Here is a 17,864-nt window from a genome sequence, read left to right as displayed (position 1 = left end):
CCCTTGCACGATCGGGCGCACTCGTCACATGGGTCGGCGCCAATTGGCATCCGGATCCGCCGCGCGCTCACGCCCTTCCCGAACGTGTCCCTATTGGGCATGTATGTGTGGGCGACCATAGAGCAGGGTGCGATCAGCGGAGGTCCCCAGGGCACAAGCCTGCTCATATTGGTTGACGCTAGATTTTCCTTGCCTAATCCGTCGGCGTTGCGATGACTTTTGTGGCATCAGCATAACGCGATTGCCTGCAAATCCGGGGAAAGGCCGCCTCAGGACGGCTTTCCGGACTGGCACGCCCCTTGCTTCGTTATTCATGTGCAGAGCGTCTAGGGTTCCGGCCGTGTCGATCACGGTGCTGGTCCAAGAGACGCGACCGCTTGAGATGCATTGAGGCATCTGGCGGAACACGGCGGGCCAAAATCCCGGGAGAACCCTGCACGGGTTTGCTGGCGCGAACCTCTCCCGGATGCGCGCTCCGTGAACCCCCCAACAGACGTTCGGACGCAATCCGGATCGCAAACAGGGGTATGTAATGCTTCGCAAACTGGCCACAATCATCCTAGCCGCATCACTCAGCCTCCCCTTCATCTCAGCCGCGCAAGCGGCGCCCAAGAAAGACTTCAAGATTTGCTGGTCGATCTATGTCGGCTGGATGCCGTGGGGCTATCTTTCCGACAGCGGCATCATGAAGAAATGGGCCGACAAATACGGCATCAATGTCGAGATCACCCGCATCAACGACTATGTCGAGAGCATCAACCAGTACACGGCCGGCGGCTTTGACGGCTGTTCGATGACCAACATGGATGCGCTTTCGATCCCGGCTGGCGGCGGTGTCGACACGACGGCCTTGATCGTCGGCGATTTCTCCAACGGCAACGACGCGGTCATCCTCAAGAACAAGACCGCGCTCAAGGATATTGCCGGCCAGAAGGTCAATCTCGTCGAGCTCTCCGTCTCACATTACCTACTTGCGCGCGCGCTGGAGACGGTGGAGTTGGCCGAAAAGGACATTACGGTGGTGAACACCTCCGATGCCGACATGGTCGCTGCCTACGGCACCAGCGACGTCACCTCCGTCGTCACCTGGAATCCGCTGGTCTCGGAAATCGCTGCCATGCCGGGCGCCCACAAGGTATTCGATTCGACTGAGATCCCCGGCGAGATCATCGACATGATGGTCGTCAACACCGCGACGCTGAAGGACAATCCGGCCTTGGGCAAGGCGCTTGTCGGTGCATGGTATGAAGCCATGGCGCTGATGACGTCGGGTACGCCCGAAGGCAAGGCGGCCAAGGAAGAGATGGCCAAGGCGTCGGGGACGGATCTTGCCGGTTTCGACGCTCAGCTTGCATCAACGGCGATGTTTTTCGAGCCGGCCAAGGCGGTCGCATTCACCAACGGCGCCGAACTGCCGAAGACCATGGATCTGGTGCGCAACTTCCTGTTCAGCCACGGTATTCTTGGTACCAACGCGCCGAGCGTCGACGTGATCGGCATGAGCTTCCCCGATGGCTCGACGCTGGGCGACGTCAACAACGTCAAGCTGCGCTTCGATCCGGCCTTTATGGCAGAGGCAGCGGGCGGAACGCTCTGACGCGGGAGCGCGACATGCTAGCCAGAGGAACCGGCATCATGCAGGCCGCAGCAGGTCCCGGAGTCGCGCGCCTGCAACTTAGCAGGCCGAAAGCGCGGCTTCGCATCATCAACGCGACGGTCTCCCGCGGCGGAGCGTTGCTGCTTGGGACGCTGCCGTTTGCCGCCGTGGCGATTGCCTATCTCTTCGCTTCGGCGCAAAGGCTGGCGGTCAATCCCAGCGACAAGCTGCTGCCCTCCCCTGCACAGATGTGGTCGGCCTTTTCAGACCTGGCGACAGTGCCGGACAAGCGCTCCGGCGACCTGATCCTGTGGGCCGACACCTATGCCAGCCTGATCAGGCTGTTCGCCGGAGTCGGCATGGCCACGCTGGTGGCGCTCAGCCTCGGCGTCGCCATAGGTTTCATCCCGCGCGTCAGGGCCTTTCTGCTGCCCTTGGTCACAGTTGTCTGCGTCATCCCGCCACTGGCGCTGCTGCCGATCCTGTTCATTGCGCTCGGCCTCGGCGAAACGGCCAAGATCACCTTGATCGCTCTCGGCGTCGCACCGGTCATGGTGCGCGACATCGCCAACCGGGTGATGGAATTGCCGCCGGAGCTCGTCGCCAAGGCACAGACGCTCGGCGGCAACAGCTGGACCATGGTGCTCAGGCTGGTGCTGCCACAGGTCATGCCGCGCCTCATCACTTGCGTACGGCTGGCGCTTGGGCCGGCCTGGCTGTTCCTGATCGCGGCAGAAGCCATCGCCTCCACCGAGGGGCTCGGCTACCGCATCTTCCTCGTTCGTCGCTACCTATCGATGGACGTCATCCTGCCTTACGTCGCCTGGATCACGCTGCTTGCGGTGATGACCGACTGGCTGCTCGTGCGGCTCTCTCACATCATCTCGCCCTGGGCGCATCCGGTGCGGGCCAGATGAGCCGGATCCTCGTCCATGGGCTGGAGAAGAGCTACGGCGACGCCCGCGTGCTGGAACGGGTCAACGTCTCCGCCGAAGCGGGTGAATTCCTGTCGCTGGTTGGCGCCAGCGGTTGTGGAAAATCGACATTCCTGCGCATCCTGCTTGGCCAGGAACAGCAAAGTGGCGGCGTGGTCGTCGTCGGCGACCAGCCGATCGTGCCGGAACCGACGCCGCAGCGCGGCATCGTCTTCCAGCGCTATTCCGTGTTTCCGCATCTGACCGCGCTGCAGAACTTGCTGCTGGTCGAGGACTTCCGTTCGGGCGGACCGTTCGGCCGCGTCTTCGGCGCCAGGCGCAAAAGCGCCAGGCAAGAAGCCGAAACCATGCTGGAACGGGTCGGGCTTGGCCATGCGCGCGATCTCTATCCGGCCACGCTTTCTGGCGGCATGCAGCAGCGGCTGGCGATCGCGCAGACCTTGCTCGGCCGGCCGCAGATCCTGCTTCTCGACGAGCCGTTCGGCGCACTCGATCCCGGTATTCGCATCGAGATGCATGAGCTGCTCACCGAGCTCTGGACCGAGCACGGCATGACCGTGGTCATGGTCACCCACGATATCGGCGAGGCATTCAAGCTCGGCACCCGCGTGCTGGTCTTCGACAAGGTGCGCCACGACCCCCAGTTCCCGTCCGCCTATGGCGCGACGATCACCTACGATCTGAAGCTCGACCGCAAGCACCGGGCTTCCGCACGAGACGTGGCCGAAGTGGCCGCGATGGTCGGGACGACCCGACTGGATAGCGCAATCGCGACGACGGCGTCGTGAAGGAGGTTTCATGCACAGAGATAGTCCAGAACGCCGGCATCGTCGCGCCGGGCTCACCGACCACCAGCCACGCCAACGCTTCCACCATCCGAACTTCGAGATCCGCGACATGCAGGGCTGGAAGTCGATCGAGGCGGAAGGAAAGCTGCCCGAGGATGGCTGGCGCAAGGAACAGAAATGGGCACTCGACATGGGCCTGCCCGGATCGGATTCGATCATCGACAAGTCGATCCCGACATTCGCGCGAGGCGAGTTGCCGCATTTCGCCGGCATCAACACCTTCCTCAAGGCGCCCTATGTCGAGAACGTCCGCGATGTCGGCAGATATGACGCTGCCGTCATGGGCATTCCTTTCGACAGCGGCACCACCTACCGGCCCGGAGCCCGCTTCGGGCCGCAAGGCATGCGCCGCATCTCGGCGCTCTACACGCCTTACAATTACGAGCTCGGTGTCGACCTGCGCGAGCAGATGACGCTTTGCGACGCCGGCGACGTCTTCACCATCCCCGCCAATCTCGAAAAGAGCTTCGACCAGATCACCAAGGGCGTCAGCCATGTCGCCTCTTCCGGGGCGCTGCCGATCATGCTCGGCGGCGACCATGCGATCGGATTTCCGTGCGTGCGCGGTATCGCCGACGTGACCTCCAAGCGCATCGGCATCATCCATTTCGACCGCCACATCGACATTCAGGAAAAGGATCTCGACGAACGTATGCACACGACGCCCTGGTACTGGGCAACCAACTTGCCGAACGTCTCGGCCACCAATCTGGTGCAGCTCGGCATCGGCGGCTGGCAGGTGCCGCGCTACGGCGTCGCCGAGGCGCGGAAGCGCGGCACCAACGTGCTGACGATTTCCGATATCGAACAGATGGGGCTGGAGAAGGCGGCGGAGATCGCGCTCGAGCTCGCATGGAAGGACACCGACGCCGTATACATCTCCTTCGATGTCGACAGCATCGATTGCGGTTTCGTGCCGGGTACGGGCTGGCCGGAGCCCGGTGGCTTCCTGCCGCGCGAGGCACTGAAGCTGCTCGGGCTAGTGTCGGCGCCCGGCATCTGCGGACTGGAAGTGGTCGAGGTGTCGCCGCCCTACGACACGTCAGACATCACGGCGCTGTTTGGCGTGCGGGTTGTCGTCGAGGCGCTCGGCTCGATGGTCGCGCACGGCAATCTCGGCAAACACAAATCCATCATCGACAAGCCGACGAGCTTTTGACCATGCACGATGATCATCACCACCACAGCCATGACCATGGCGACGGTCACCATCACGAGCCGAACGGTCATCATCACCATCCCCACCCCGTCGGCCACAACGGGCCGGCCGGCAAGCCGTTGCAATGGCAGACACCGCATCTACCGCACGACCATGCGCCCGAACCCGCCGACGCGCCGGCGACGGATCTCGATCTCCTCGAGATCGCGTTTCTCGAAGGGTTTTCGCGGGCGCCCGACCCCTCCAGTTTCCTGCGCCTCGCCGGGATTCCGTTCGTCGGCGAGACCGCCGACGGCGTGCGGCTGCATCTTCTGCGCGTCGAGACGCAGGACATGGTCGATGTCGGCGCCGTCATGCCGCTGATTGGTGGCGCCGGCGTCACCTATCACCCGCTGCCCGCGAAACTGACGTCGCGCCGGCGCCGCCTAGCCTTCGTCTACCACAACGGCAAGGCACAAACGCCCCTTGACTTCGGCGAGGCGCGGCTTCTGGCCGAGAGGTCCGGCGCCGCACAATTCACCATGCCAGGGGCGGACAATGAGCACCGGCCTTGAACCGATCGCACTCCTATCAAACAGGTCCAGAACCATGAACAGAACGCTTTCATTCTTCGGCAGACTCGCCCTGGCAGCCCCCACAACACTCATCCCCTCGTTGGCCTTCGCCCATAGCGGCGGTTTTCATGCCCACGGGTTTGTAGACGGCGTTCAGCACCCGCTGGCCGGCATCGATCATCTATTGGCGATGATGGCTGTCGGCATCATTGCCGCTCGCGCCGGCGGCAAGGGGATCATCATCGTGCCGTCGTGCTTTGTCTCGGCGATGGTCGCTGGCGCCCTGCTCGGTATCGCCGGCATCGGCCTGCCCTCACTGGAAACCGGCATAACGCTATCGCTGTTGGTCTTCGGCGCCATGATGGCGCTTGCCAAGCCGCTTCCGCTCGCTGTGGCCGCCTCGCTGATCGCTCTCTTCGCCCTCTTCCACGGCAATGCCCATGGCCTCGAAATTCCCGAGACGGCCAGCGGCATCGCTTATGCGGTCGGCTTCGTGGTCGCTACTTCGGCTCTTCACGCGACCGGCGCGTTAGCCGCCCTAACACTTCGGCGCTGGCCGCGAGCCATCCGCACGGCAGGGGTCGGCACGTCGTTGGTCGGCGTGGCGCTGGCGGCACAGATCATCTGAACCGCAGCCCATTCATCTGCGATGAACAGGAGGCGAAGGCGTGATCAACCGGCTAACCGTTTGGCAGCGCATCCGAAACGTGCTGTACCAGATCCTGAAGACCCGGTCTGAGCGACTCTGATCTCATCCGGAGATTGAGGCTAGCAGCTTGCCGTACGCAGCGCGCGCGTACGGAGCGGTCCGCCGTGGGTCGCGACTAACTTCCTAGGTGCAGCCGGACGGTCTTGCCTGACGTCGCCGGCCTGTTCCCAGCTACGCCAAATGATCGCCGTCGTGAACTCCGCGCCGGCGAGCGTGACTTGGTCGTCACCGCTGCTGGCGGCCTCCCGGGCGAGGTCATGAAGAACTGGCGTGTCAAAGCGCCGAACAAATTCGATCGCGAATTCGGCTTCTCACGCATGGGCTACGAGATCGCCGCAGGGTGGGGTGCGGCGATGGCCGATGTAGCATCCAGACAGTAATTCGAGGTTGATTGCGACGGGACTATGGGCGGATTTCTATTCCGAACACCGTGCCGGCGTCGTTCAAGCACTTGATAAACGATCCTGACACTCCACCGGCGGCTGGCAACACATCTGCGGCCTCCGGAGGCCCACCATAAGTCAATAAAATCAAACGCTATGGACGGCGGTTCGCCAGTTATTACTTGGCTACCCGAACCAAAACACACCGCTAAGTCATTGATAAATAATAACAATGGTGGGCCCGGAGGGTATTCAGAAAGCCATAAAAATCAATTGGTAAGAGATCAGTGGGACTTCAGAGCATTCAAATCTTTCCCAATGTTTTTCAATGTTGTTGTCCCACTCAGAAGTGCCTCAGTCCACCAAGCCGACGCACTGAACGCCTCACTCGGAAGGGAGGTTTGCGCAAGGCGAAAGGAAGATCGCGTCGGTGTGCAGCCTTCCTGAGAAAGGTCGCGGTAGCGCCAACTGCTGACGCTCAGCGCGAAGACATCAATGTCCTGTTATGGGGCCGTCAGAGGACCGGCCGCTTCTCGCGCCCAGAAAGCGATAGCAGACATGCAACTAGCTGGTACAAAGTCTCTAGCGTGACCCTTTCGAGACATTTGCGTGCGGCATTTGCGTCTCGAAAGCGGTTCTTTAGTGCTACCAGCACCAACGACCGTCTGCGGTCGTTCAGAACACGGGTTACCGTCTCTAAACCGGATATTGGACCGGGCAGCCGCCGGAAATTGATCGAAAGGAGGTGATCGCCTGTCAGGAGGCGTTCAAAAACGACCTACGACCGCGATCTTCATCGCGGCCGTTTTCATGGTGTCATTCCCGGCTATGCTGACAAGTTCTTTATGATCGGCAGCTTGCGGATCGTCTTGCCCGTCGCCGCCCGTAGCGCGTTGGCGACGGCCGGGCCGATCGGCGGCACACCCGGCTCGCCAACGCCCGTGGGCGGCTCGTCGGACGGCACAATGTGCACCTCGACGCGCGGCATCTGCTCGATCCTGAGCGGCATATAGGTGTCGTAGTTCTCTTGGTCTACGACACCGCCCGTCAGGGTCAGCTCCTCCTGGAGGATGGCGCCTAGCCCGAAGCCGATACCGCCCTCCATCTGAGCGCGGATCTGGTCAGGATTTATCGCGGTGCCGCAATCTACCGCGCAGACGACGCGGTCGACTTTGAAATCATTTCCATCGTTGAAGGTGATCTCCACCACCTCGGCGACATAGGTCGAGAGGCTTTCATGCAGGGCCACGCCGCGGAAACGGCCTTCCGGCAGAGGCTTGTCCCAGCCTGCCTTCTCAGCAGCCAATTTCAGCACGCCGGCATGCCGTGGATGGTCACCGAGCATCGACAAGCGGAAGTCGACCGGATCACGGTTCGCAGCGGCGGCGAGCTCATCGATCAGGGTTTCCATTGCGTAAGCGGTGTGGGTGGAGCCTACCGAACGCCACCACAGCACTGGGATGTTCACGTCCGTGGTGGTCAGCTCGACCTTCAGGTTCGGGATCGCATAGGGGAGGTTGGTGGCGCCCTCCACGGAGGTCGGATCGATGCCGTTCTCGATCATCGCCGCAAAGGGCGAACCGCCCGCGATCGATTGGCCCACGATGTGGTCATGGAGAGCGACGACATTGCCTTCCTTGTCGAGTCCCGCCTTGACTGCGTGCACATAGGCCGGCCGGTACCGCCCACCCCGCATGTCGTTCTCGCGGGTCCACTGCACCTTCACTGGCTTGCCGGGTCCCAGTGCACGCGCTGTGGAAACAGCTTCGATAATGAGATCTGCGTCCGAGACCGCTCGGCGGCCGAAACTGCCGCCGGTCTTCATCACGTGCAGCCTCACCTTGTCCGGCGTGGTGCCGCCTACTTGAGCGGCAGCCGCCTGATAAAGGTCGGGCATCTGGTGTCCGCCCCAGACGTCGATGGTGCCGTCTTCGTTGATTCGGGCGGCCGCGTTGAGTGGCTCGATCGAAGCATGGACAAGATAGGGGAATTCGTAGTGCCCTTGGATGACTTTCTCAGCACTGGCCAACGCTGCGGGAGTGTTACCGTCGTCGCGCGCGGTGGCCGCGCCCGGATCGTCTGCTGCCTTAGTGTATTCGGCCATGATCTCGGCCGTGCCGCGCCTTTCGGCCTTCTCTTCGTTCCAGGTCACCTCCACGAGATCGCGGCCCTTGAGCGCCGTCCACATGTCCCTGCCGACCACGGCAATGCCGCGCGGCGTCTGGACGACATCGACAATGCCGTCGAGTGCCTTGGCCTTGGAGGCGTCGAAGCTCTCGATCTCAGCGCCGAACTTCGGCGGATGGATCATAACGGCCGTATTGAGTCCATCCATCTTGAGGTCGATCGTGTAGGTCTGCGCGCCATTGGTCTTGCCGGCGGAATCGTAGCGCTTGAGGCTGTCCGATCCGATCTGGGCCCACTTGTCGCGCGGCTTTAGCGGCACGTCGTCGGGAACCGGCATTCCCGCTGCGACTTCAGCCAGGTCACCGAAGCGCGCCTGCATCCCTGAGGCGTGCGACACGACCCCGGAAGCGACTGTGATCTCGCCGGCTGGCACGTCCCACCGCTGCGCCGCGGCCGCCACCAGCATGGCCCGTGCGGCAGCACCCGCCTTGCGGTAGCGCTCCCACGACGAGCTCATCGACGTGGAGCCACCGGTTCCCTGCGCGGCCCCGCCCCAGGCGAGATTGCCGTAGAGCGCGGTATTGCCATATCCGCCGACCACGTGGACCTGCGCCCAGGCGCCGTCGAGCTCTTCCATAACCAGGGTGGCGATGCCGAAATAGGAGCCTTGTCCCATCTCGAACTGCGACGAGTGGATGACGATTCGGTTCTCCGGTGTGATCTCGAGATAGGTCTGGAAGGGGTTCGCCTGGACCGCTGCAGGCGTCGTTTGTGCGTTGGCGGGCGCGGCCATCATTAGCCGGTAGCCCACGGCGAGGCCCGCGGTGGTGACGGCCGTGCCGAGGAGGAACTGGCGGCGCGTGGGCCCCACGGCATTATGCTTCGGGAGAAACTGCAACATGCCTCAAGTCTCCAGCCGGTTGGCGGTCTCGTGGATGGCCGCGCGGATGCGATGATAGGTGGCGCAGCGGCAGAGATTGCCGCTCATCGCCGAATCAATATCATCGTCCGTCGGCTTCGGCGTCTCTGTCAGGAGGGCCACGGCCGACATGATCTGGCCAGACTGGCAATAGCCGCATTGAGGTACGTCGAACTCGGCCCACACGGCCTGGACCGTTTCGCCGATCTTGCCCGACACGCCCTCAATGGTGGTGATCGAGGCTCCTTCGATGTCGCCGACTGCGGTCTGGCACGAGCGCGTCGGCATGCCGTTAACGTGAACCGTGCAAGCGCCGCACTGGGCAAGGCCGCAACCGAATTTCGTTCCTGTGAGTCCGATGCCGTCACGGATCGCCCAGAGCAGCGGCATCTCTGGATCGACGTCGAGTGTTCGCGCCTCGCCATTGAGGGTAAAAGCGACCATGGCTTGCTCTCCTTGTCCTGAGCTGGCTATCTCGTTGCGCCTCCGCCCGGCTAGGAACCGGACTCTTCTTGCTGAGGCATAGCGACCACAGACTAGGATCGCGCAGCTCGAGCAACAAGCCGCTAGCTGGCAATCGCGAGATCGTGAAGTGGCTCGTGTCGAAAGGCTGGAGGCAACTGAATGTCATTTTTGGGCCGACCGGCCGGTCAGTTTCCGGCTCGATGACCTGGCTGGCAGTCATTCCGCTTCTAAGCCTAAACCCCAGACATGAACTGTAGCAGCATCATAAAAGACGACATCAAGCGGCGATTTTTCGTTGCGCTGCACCGCTAGCTCGTTCGCGTGGTTCATGATCCGCTGGTTATCCGCGGATGCTGGTTCACCATAGATGCTAACACAGAGCTTGCGAAACTTGCCACGCGCTATGCGGTTAAGGATGTGGTCGTCATTCGTAGCGAGCGAATGGCCGAAAATGAAGAAGCACTGGCTGGCGGTCTTCACATTCGCGGTGAACTGCTTGAAGCCTTGGTACAGGTAGGCATTGTGACGGATCTTCGCCTTCTTCTGGGCGCTGGTGGGCTGATGAAGGGCGGCTTAGGGTCATGATTTCCGGTTCATCGCGCTGCAATGACCGATGAGTCACAGACGCTGCATTTCGCGCTAGACCGCAGCTGCGGTATTCTCGATCATACGCTCAGCCATCCTATTCGCACCTCGTTGCCGCCGTTCGCCGCACCTATCGATCGGAGGCCTTCCAGCCTCGCGATAGCCGCGCTATGTGGCTGCACACAACCTGACGACGAACAGGAGCAAGATTGGACATAGAAGCCAGCACAAGATCGCCCTCCCCCTGTCCTTGCTCGTTTTCATGCGAAAACAATCAAACTGAGTGCTGCGGGGATAGCGAGGTCGATTTGGCCCACTTCAGAGCGAAGTCGGCCATAAGCCATTGATATAATTTTGGTGGGCCCTGAGGGTGCTTGGAAAGTCAGAAATGTCAAAGGCTATTCGACAGTGGGACTGTGTTGCGTTACTATGCTCTCCGGTCTTTTCCGGTTGATTTGTCCCACCCTGATGCCGATTGCGGTCATTCGCCGCTGCCTTGGTCAATTCCCGATTCCACAAGCATCCGGTCCTGAGTGGGCAGACGGCCTTCCTAGTGGTAATTAGTCAGCGACACGTTGACCGTTCTCGTCATGCGGGTGAAATCTACGTTCGACCATATACGTCGTCGAAGCGAACGATATCATCCTCGCCGAGATAATCGCCGCTCTGCACTTCAATGATCACTAGGTCAATTCTGCCTGGGTTCTCCAGCCGATGCTTATGGCCGCAGGGGATGTAGGCTGATTCGTTTGTCGCCAGGAACAACTCCTGCTCGCCATTGACGATTTTCGCGGAGCCGCTGACCACGACCCAGTGCTCCGAACGATGATAGTGCATCTGCAGGCTCAGCCGCCGACCGGGCTTCACCTCGATGCGTTTGATCTTGAAGCGCTCGCCTTCCTCAAGAACCGTGTAGGTACCCCACGGCCGGTGTACCGTGCTGTGGACCAGGTGAGCTTCATGTCCTGAAGCCTTGAGGCCCTCGAACAGCTTCTTGACGTCCTGAACGCGGTCGCGGGATGCGACAAGCAAAGCGTCCGGGGAATCGACGATCACCAGATCGCTGACACCGACCGTGCCGATGACGCGCTTGTCGGAGCTCACATAGCTGCCGGTCGTGTCGACCATATGCACATCGCCGCGTATCCTGTTCCCGCTTTCGTCGGCGGCGATCAAATCGGCCATTGCGTTCCAGGATCCGATGTCGTTCCAATCCATGTCGCAGGCAACCACGGCAAGTTTGTTCGTCTTCTCCATGACAGCGTGGTCGAGCGAGATTCGCGGGGCGGAGCCGAAATGCTCAGGCGCGAGTTCGATTTTGGCAAAGCCTTCGCCTTGACTGAAGCGGCCGTTCTCGTAGCTGTCGGAGACGGCCTGGATCACCGCGGGGCAATGCGATGCCATCTCGTCGAGCATGGTTTGTGCGCTAAAGCAGAAAATGCCGGCGTTCCAGAAGAAGCGCTTGGACGCAACATAGGCTTTGGCTGTGTCCAGATCCGGTTTTTCAACGAAACGGACGACTTTCTCACCATCCGCTTCGATATAGCCGAATGCCGTGTCCGGTCTGGTTGGGGTGATGCCCAATGTGGCGATCCGCCCGAGCTTCGCATGTTCGATGGCCCGGCACATGACGTCTAAAAATGCAGGCAGGTTGCCAACCATGTGATCGGCTGGGAAGACGCATAGAATCGCGTCAGGGCCTTGCGTTGCCTTGGCATGGATGGCGGCTGCCGCAACGGCTGCGGCCGTATCCCGGCCTTCAGGCTCGAGCAGAAAGGTGCGTGGCAGGACCACGGAATCTAGTTCGTCGAACTCGTCCTTGGTAAGGAAGAGGTGTTCCCCAGATGTCACGGCGACGAGTTCCACTACGCCCTTTATCGAACCGACGCGCAACACAGTGTGCTGCATCAGTGAATGCCCGTCTGCCACTTTGAGGAAAGGTTTAGGGTGCGATTGCCTTGAGGCGGGCCATAGCCGCGATCCGGCTCCGCCGCTGATGATGACGGGAACCACTTTCATATAACAACCTCGATTTCGTCGCTGGAGTGATTGCCCGCGCCCTCTCGAGCGTTAGCGTCACGATCGCCGTCGCTCTGGCTTGGTCTGCGGCCTCCGAGTAACAGCGAAGTTCTGGCGCGTTGCCGAACGGCCTCAGACGACGACGCTATCGGTATCGTACGACGCTTCCATGGCCTCGATGAGAAATGGACATTCAACTATGCCTGTTGGTTGCATCCGCCGAATTGTGCAGGTGACGGGTCTTAACTGAGACCAGAGATTCTTTGGCTGTCTTCTATCAAAATCAAACGACTTGGCTCCTTCAGATCGAACTCAATTACGCGTGGTACGAAAAGGCGTGCATATCGTGTAAAGGCGCTCGTCGGAGGAAACCGAATTACAGTATCGCAGCGCCCGAGAAGATACATCTCAACGAGGGCGGAAATTGCGCCGTCCATCCCAAGTGCTGCAGTGTGTAAGGGGCCGTCTTGATCGGATCGGAAATGCTTGGGGACGGTGAGAAGATCGGGAAACCTGGCCGACAGGTGATCCAGGATTTGCGCGCTGTCCGTGCACAAGAACAGCCGCACAGGCTTGGGGTGCGGTAACGCTTTAGCCTTATCAACCGCAGTGCACACTTGTCGAACGGCGAACTCCGGATCGGCCCAGTAGGGCGCATGGTCCATGATGTCTTCACCGTTACCATGTCGAACATGAACCCCGATGATGCTGTGCCCCTCAAAACATTCTTGGTAAATGGCATCTATGCGTGTTTGAATTTCAGACCGAGGCTTGACACTCTGGAAGACCTGCCGCTCGGCATCCTCATCGCAGCGCCACATCAAGCAAGCGTCACACACTACTGTGTTCGCTTCGACATCGTGTTCGGCCTGAAAGAGCTCGCCCAACTCGTCGCGCTCTTGGAAAATCTGCTCATCTGGGCGGTAAAGGCAGTCGATCGCTGGCCTATTCCACCACTCCGGGAAGAATGGACCCGGGAAGGAAAAGTCGTTGATCCGGTCGTCGCAAATAGCCGGTACGCCAGCGATGTCATTGATCGGTTGGAAGAACACCGGAAAGGCATTTGCGAAGGGTTGGTCGAGATAGCAGGACCCGCGCCAGTCGACGGCTAGCGTTCGTCCCGACCGCTGAGCGTAGCGCCAAGCGGCCGCCAGCGACCACAGACAATCACCGAACCCCGTACGCCTCTGAGAGACGACGAACCTGCGCTTTACCAATCCACTGACCTGCATTTTCGGAAATCTCGTTTCAGAGACGAGGTTGCATCTGGCTTGGGATCTCTAATCGATACTAGTCGACCGTTACGCCGGGCGATTTGGTAGAGGCTGCGCGTGGGGCAGAAGAGCTCCCTCAGCACTGCCTATCCTTATCTCTGTGACGCTCGCAAATCTTGACGCCGGGTACACTCGCTTCCGGTTTAAATTCAGCGTTCTCTAATGCGCCCGGCGACATGTGTAAAATTGATTGCGTGAATGTGGCCCATCCATGTGATGGATACTAAGGCGTTCCTTGACCATGAGCCTCTGCTGACGTGGGGCCGCGCTTTGCTAAGCGAAACAGCCGGTCGAGGCAGTCCACAAAGTCCCTTTTTCAAGTCCAATTCTTAACTGCCTCAACGTAACATGTCATTTGCGGGCGTTTCCTGAAGGACGGATGTGCAGGACCCGCCAGCCGTCGAATGTCAGGCGCAGGCCATCCACGTCCATTTATGGCCATCATGGCGTCCGCTCCCATCGAAAGATGCGACACGGCGCCCTCTGACGCTTTCAAGTGCGCCAACATGGCGCAACTCCTGCCGGATAGCTTTCGAGCCGGCTGGACTGAGCGACTGGCACGCGATGCTGTGCGACGATGGCCGAGAGAGGAATTTTGGCGTCTGCAGCCATGTGGAGGATCGTTCCGACGGTTCTGCGGGTTCTCGGTGTCAGAGCCGACACCTGTGCGAACCCGCTCTCGTCCGTTTTCGACAGGCCCTTGAGGTTCATGACCCTGTTGTTCGCCGAGATCCCCCGCCAGTTCAGCGATCCAGGTGAAGATCGGCACGCCTGTCGATGCGGCGATCATCGCCTCGGCCAGCGAAGATGATGAAGAGGGCCATTGGGTCAAGTACAAGCGCCGACCAGCGTTTCATTGCTTCAAAGCCCATTTCGGTGCCTACGCCGATACGGCCCTTGTCGAGGAGATCGCCGTCACGGCGCCCACACCGAGGACGGCAACGCCGTTCCTGATGCTCTGCCCGACAATCCCGGCGAAGTGTTTGCCGACGGCGCCTACCGAGGCAATCATCTCGGCGACGCGGTGCGCGCCAAGGGTGGAAGGCCGCGCATCGTCGCAACCGCTATGTGGGGGCGCGACGAGGCCGAAAGCTCGACGCCTGGAACCAACCGATCCACAGAATTTGTACTCGGATCGAGAAGATCTTCGGCACCTGTAGCCGGATGCGATGGCGAGGGCTGGCAAAGGCGGCCGTTCAAATTCGCCGCACTGCGATCGCCTACAGTATGAAACACAGTTTGATGGTCGCCTCGTCCCGCCCATCGTTGAAGCCCAGCCACCGTTTTCGGGCTAGCGCGCCCGAAATTTCTTGGAGGTCAATACGTAATGCCCTATCCGGCTTTTCGCCGCCGTCTCAGATGTGCGGTTCGCCCGAAGCCCCCGACTGCCACGAACTTTGTCTTCGCGCGGAGCGAAACCTCGCGCCCACGACTTTGTGCCGCCGATGGTGCCGCGCTGCCCTGTCAAACAATCCATTTTATGGATGCACCTCATCCAAACAATCGATTTCACTGATCAAAACAATTTCCATTAGAAGATGCTGAAGCAGGCAAAGATTACTTGGTCAGCGCAAAAGAGGGATGTTGGAGTTCTAGTGTGGCTTGGACCCACATGCTCGCCATTTTATCTGGGAACGGCTACGTGCCCTGCTGGCGCAGGGCAATACGATTCTACTGGCCACCAACTTCGTGGAAGAAGCGGAGCGGCTATGCAACCGACTGTGCGTGCTTGAGAACGGATGTAGAATCCCAGAAGGGCGTCCTAACTCGCTGATTGATGAGCAAATCGGGTGCGACGTGATTGAAATCTATGTCGCTAACCCCGTGAGCTGAGTTCGGCACTCAGGCCGCATGTGCGACTTAGGCAGGTTAGCGGCGAGACTCTGTTTTGCTATGCCTCGAAGCAGGAGCAGGCGTGCTCGCTGGCTGACACTGTCAATGACGAGCTCCGCGCCGCATCTGTCGAAATCCTACCATAGGGTATGAGGCGGGCCGCCGGTGTGGCGAGCCAGATTCGAAACTTCAACTACCATAGAGCAGGAAGAAAATGGGCGAGAACAGGAAAGTTGCTCTGGTTACGGGCATAACGGGACAGGATGGTGCCTATCTCACGCGTCTTCTGCTGGAAAAAGGCTACGTCGTTCATGGGATTAAGCGACGTTCCTCTTCCTTCAACACGGGTCGCATCGAAGACATCTACCAAGACCCGCACGATCCCGATCCGCGCCTAATTTTGCATTACGGTGACCTCACTGATGCGACTAATCTCATCCGAGTAGTTCAGGAATCCCAGCCAGACGAGATTTACAACTTGGCCGCTCAGAGCCATGTCCAGGTGTCGTTCGAAACGCCGGAATACACAGCAAACGCCGACGGTATCGGAACATTGCGACTTCTTGAGGCGATCCGCCTCCTCGGTCTGAAGGACAAGACGCGCTTCTATCAGGCCTCGACTTCAGAGCTCTACGGCCTCGTGCAATCCGTACCGCAGAACGAAACAACGCCCTTTTATCCGCGCAGCCCTTACGCCGCCGCCAAGCTCTACGCCTACTGGATCGTGGTCAACTATCGCGAGGCCTATGGTATCCATGCTTCCAACGGCATTCTCTTCAATCATGAAAGCCCACTGCGCGGCGAAACTTTTGTGACGCGCAAGATCACCCGCGCCGCCGCTGCTATCTACCTCGGCAAGCAGGACAAGCTTTATCTCGGCAATCTCGATGCTCAACGCGATTGGGGCCATGCGCGTGAGTACGTGCGTGGTATGTGGATGATGATGCAGCAGGATCAACCGGATGATTACGTGCTGGCGACGGGCAAGACGACCCCTGTCCGCCAATTCGTCGAATGGGTTTTCGAAGATGTCGGCGTCGAGCTCGAATGGCGTGGTGAGGGAGTCGACGAAAAGGGCTATGATGTCGAGACCGGCAGATGCCTAGTCCAGGTAGACCCACGCTACTTCCGCCCCACGGAAGTCGATCTTCTCCTGGGCGATGCCACCAAGGCGAAGGAGAAGCTCGGCTGGGTGCATGAGACATCCGTGCGCGAGCTCGCCGCGGAAATGGTGCGGGAAGACCTCAAGGTCATGCAGACATCGGTAATCATGAAGGAAGCATAATGTACGATCTGAAGGGAAAAGCCGTGTGGGTCGCGGGCCACAAGCATGGTGGGCAGCGCTGTTGTAGGCCGCCTCGCGTCTGAAGACTGCAAAGTTATGGCCGCCCTGACGTTTCCCCCAAATTTTATCCAGTCGTGAGTTCGTTTCCGGGGGTAGATTTGCCCTGATGGCCGGTGGACGCGACGGGTGCTGGCGCGGAGCGTTTCACGTTGCGCAGCGCGAGCGACCGTCGCGGGTTGAAGGTCGATGCACATTCGTTGGGTGTCTGCCATCCGATGTGCGAGTGCGGACGCGCGCCGTTGTAATCGGCGCGCCATACATTGAGCCTCGCGCGGGCCTGGGCCAGGGACGTGAACCGCGTCTCGTTGAGGAGTTCATCGCGAAGGGGGCCGTTGAAGCTCTCGCGTTAGGGTCCTAGCCAACCTCCGACTGTGAACTCGCGGAAGCTATTTACAGCAAGCGCACACAGCAGCTCGTCCACGGCGTTCGTACATGAAGTTTGGAAACTTATAATACTGGTACACACCTCCATGGGGGAACATTATCTCCAATATCTCAGCGATTACCGGATAGCTATCTGCCTTCACCTACCTCGGCCTAGTGCAGAATCTTGGCCGAATGAACTCGGCGCTCTTGCTGCACACCAATGGTCCGTCCCGCGCGAAGTGCGATCATACCGCCGCAGCTTACCTTCAAATCCGGCACTGGCGAGGATCTAGATCCAAGCCGACGGCGCCGGGCATCAAATAAAAAGCCGCCGACCGAAGCCAGCGGGCTTGATTGGGATCGCCCGCGCGGACGGTCAAGGCTGCGCCGGCCGACCATGGCGGAGGGACCACCTTGGTCAACGGCACGGCCCGATGACGGCGTGCCGATGTACCACAACATGCGGCGAGATAGAGCCTCCGGCGTCGCGGAAAAAAAGCCCGCCGGTTTTGAGCCAGCGGGCAAGTTCTGGAGTGGCTGAGATCAACCCAGCATCAGTCAACGACCGGCGGAAGGGTTGGTTGCAGTGGATGCCAGCTAGCCGCAGCATGCTGTGGATCGTAGCAAAGTGAAAAACAAAACTCTGGACTTCTAGGTCGGACTCGCCCCAATATTTGTTTGGGGGAATTCACATGAAAATTGGAGCACTCATCGCAAGTGCAGCCCTGTGCGTCAGCGGCTGCTCT

14 protein-coding genes, 2 pseudogenes and 1 riboswitch are annotated in these 17,864 nt (G+C 60.1%); of the genes and pseudogenes, 10 read left to right on the top strand and 6 right to left on the bottom strand.

Annotated elements, in window-relative coordinates:
- Nucleotides 1–315 precede the first annotated feature (315 nt).
- A riboswitch (guanidine-I (ykkC/yxkD leader) is annotated at nt 316–431 on the top strand.
- A 101-nt stretch (nt 432–532) separates the two neighbouring features.
- The 7 genes from NKI25_RS13740 (at nt 533) to NKI25_RS13710 (ending at nt 6,182) form a co-directional block, all read left to right on the top strand.
- Complete coding sequence (locus tag NKI25_RS13740; protein ID WP_352907707.1) at nt 533–1,597, top strand: putative urea ABC transporter substrate-binding protein; 1,065 nt, start codon at nt 533–535, stop codon at nt 1,595–1,597.
- 38 nt (nt 1,598–1,635) lie between these two features.
- A complete protein-coding gene (locus NKI25_RS13735) occupies nt 1,636–2,514 on the top strand; it encodes an ABC transporter permease (RefSeq protein ID WP_352998634.1) in 879 nt (292 codons plus the stop codon).
- Nucleotides 2,511–3,320 carry an ATP-binding cassette domain-containing protein gene (locus NKI25_RS13730; protein WP_023679465.1) on the top strand — a complete coding sequence of 270 codons (810 nt, stop codon included), beginning with the start codon at nt 2,511–2,513 and terminating at the stop codon, nt 3,318–3,320. The genes NKI25_RS13735 and NKI25_RS13730 overlap by 4 nt, the downstream gene beginning before the upstream one ends.
- A gap of 10 nt (nt 3,321–3,330) precedes the next feature.
- The gene (locus NKI25_RS13725) at nt 3,331–4,539 is read left to right on the top strand and encodes an agmatinase family protein (protein ID WP_352578214.1); all 1,209 of its coding nucleotides are present in this window, start codon (nt 3,331–3,333) and stop codon (nt 4,537–4,539) included.
- 2 nt (nt 4,540–4,541) lie between these two features.
- Nucleotides 4,542–5,093 carry a hypothetical protein gene (locus NKI25_RS13720; protein ID WP_352587442.1) on the top strand — a complete coding sequence of 184 codons (552 nt, stop codon included), beginning with the start codon at nt 4,542–4,544 and terminating at the stop codon, nt 5,091–5,093.
- Between the two features lie 34 nt (nt 5,094–5,127).
- Entirely contained in the window at nt 5,128–5,721 is a 594-nt protein-coding gene (locus NKI25_RS13715; protein WP_352578212.1) for a HupE/UreJ family protein, read from the top strand.
- A 224-nt stretch (nt 5,722–5,945) separates the two neighbouring features.
- Nucleotides 5,946–6,182 (top strand): thiamine pyrophosphate-dependent enzyme, encoded by a 237-nt coding sequence (locus NKI25_RS13710; protein ID WP_023679460.1) that lies wholly within the window; start codon nt 5,946–5,948, stop codon nt 6,180–6,182.
- An 829-nt stretch (nt 6,183–7,011) separates the two neighbouring features.
- On the opposite strand, the gene NKI25_RS13705 is transcribed toward NKI25_RS13710, so the two are convergent.
- From NKI25_RS13705 to NKI25_RS13685, 5 genes are all read right to left on the bottom strand, one after another.
- Nucleotides 7,012–9,213, bottom strand: coding sequence for a xanthine dehydrogenase family protein molybdopterin-binding subunit (locus NKI25_RS13705; protein ID WP_352824674.1), 2,202 nt, complete (start codon nt 9,211–9,213; stop codon nt 7,012–7,014).
- 3 nt (nt 9,214–9,216) lie between these two features.
- Nucleotides 9,217–9,675: a (2Fe-2S)-binding protein gene (locus tag NKI25_RS13700; protein ID WP_352467057.1), complete on the bottom strand. Its 459-nt coding sequence runs from the start codon at nt 9,673–9,675 to the stop codon at nt 9,217–9,219.
- A 237-nt stretch (nt 9,676–9,912) separates the two neighbouring features.
- Entirely contained in the window at nt 9,913–10,209 is a 297-nt protein-coding gene (locus NKI25_RS13695) for a DUF4917 family protein (protein WP_352824710.1), read from the bottom strand.
- Nucleotides 10,210–10,884: 675 nt separating this feature from the next.
- Nucleotides 10,885–12,300 (bottom strand): mannose-1-phosphate guanylyltransferase/mannose-6-phosphate isomerase, encoded by a 1,416-nt coding sequence (locus NKI25_RS13690; RefSeq protein ID WP_352622068.1) that lies wholly within the window; start codon nt 12,298–12,300, stop codon nt 10,885–10,887.
- A gap of 242 nt (nt 12,301–12,542) precedes the next feature.
- Entirely contained in the window at nt 12,543–13,532 is a 990-nt protein-coding gene (locus NKI25_RS13685) for a nodulation protein NodZ (protein ID WP_352726134.1), read from the bottom strand.
- Between the two features lie 797 nt (nt 13,533–14,329).
- Here NKI25_RS13685 and NKI25_RS13680 point away from each other — a divergent pair.
- From NKI25_RS13680 to gmd, 3 genes and pseudogenes are all read left to right on the top strand, one after another.
- Nucleotides 14,330–14,734 (top strand): hypothetical protein, encoded by a 405-nt coding sequence (locus NKI25_RS13680; protein WP_352479097.1) that lies wholly within the window; start codon nt 14,330–14,332, stop codon nt 14,732–14,734.
- Nucleotides 14,735–15,173: 439 nt separating this feature from the next.
- A pseudogene (locus tag NKI25_RS13675) lies at nt 15,174–15,553 on the top strand (nodulation factor ABC transporter ATP-binding protein NodI); the annotation flags it as partial.
- 68 nt (nt 15,554–15,621) lie between these two features.
- Entirely contained in the window at nt 15,622–16,692 is a 1,071-nt protein-coding gene (gmd, locus tag NKI25_RS13670; RefSeq protein ID WP_023718702.1) for a GDP-mannose 4,6-dehydratase, read from the top strand.
- 124 nt (nt 16,693–16,816) lie between these two features.
- Here the strand turns inward: gmd and NKI25_RS13665 are convergent.
- Nucleotides 16,817–17,095 (bottom strand): annotated as a pseudogene (locus NKI25_RS13665) (integrase core domain-containing protein); the annotation flags it as partial.
- Between the last annotated feature and the right edge of the window lie 769 nt (nt 17,096–17,864).

This window comes from Mesorhizobium sp. M0808 (genome assembly GCF_040320025.1).
In the GTDB taxonomy this organism is placed as follows: domain Bacteria; phylum Pseudomonadota; class Alphaproteobacteria; order Rhizobiales; family Rhizobiaceae; genus Mesorhizobium.
This window is presented reverse-complemented; position numbering and strand designations above follow the sequence as displayed.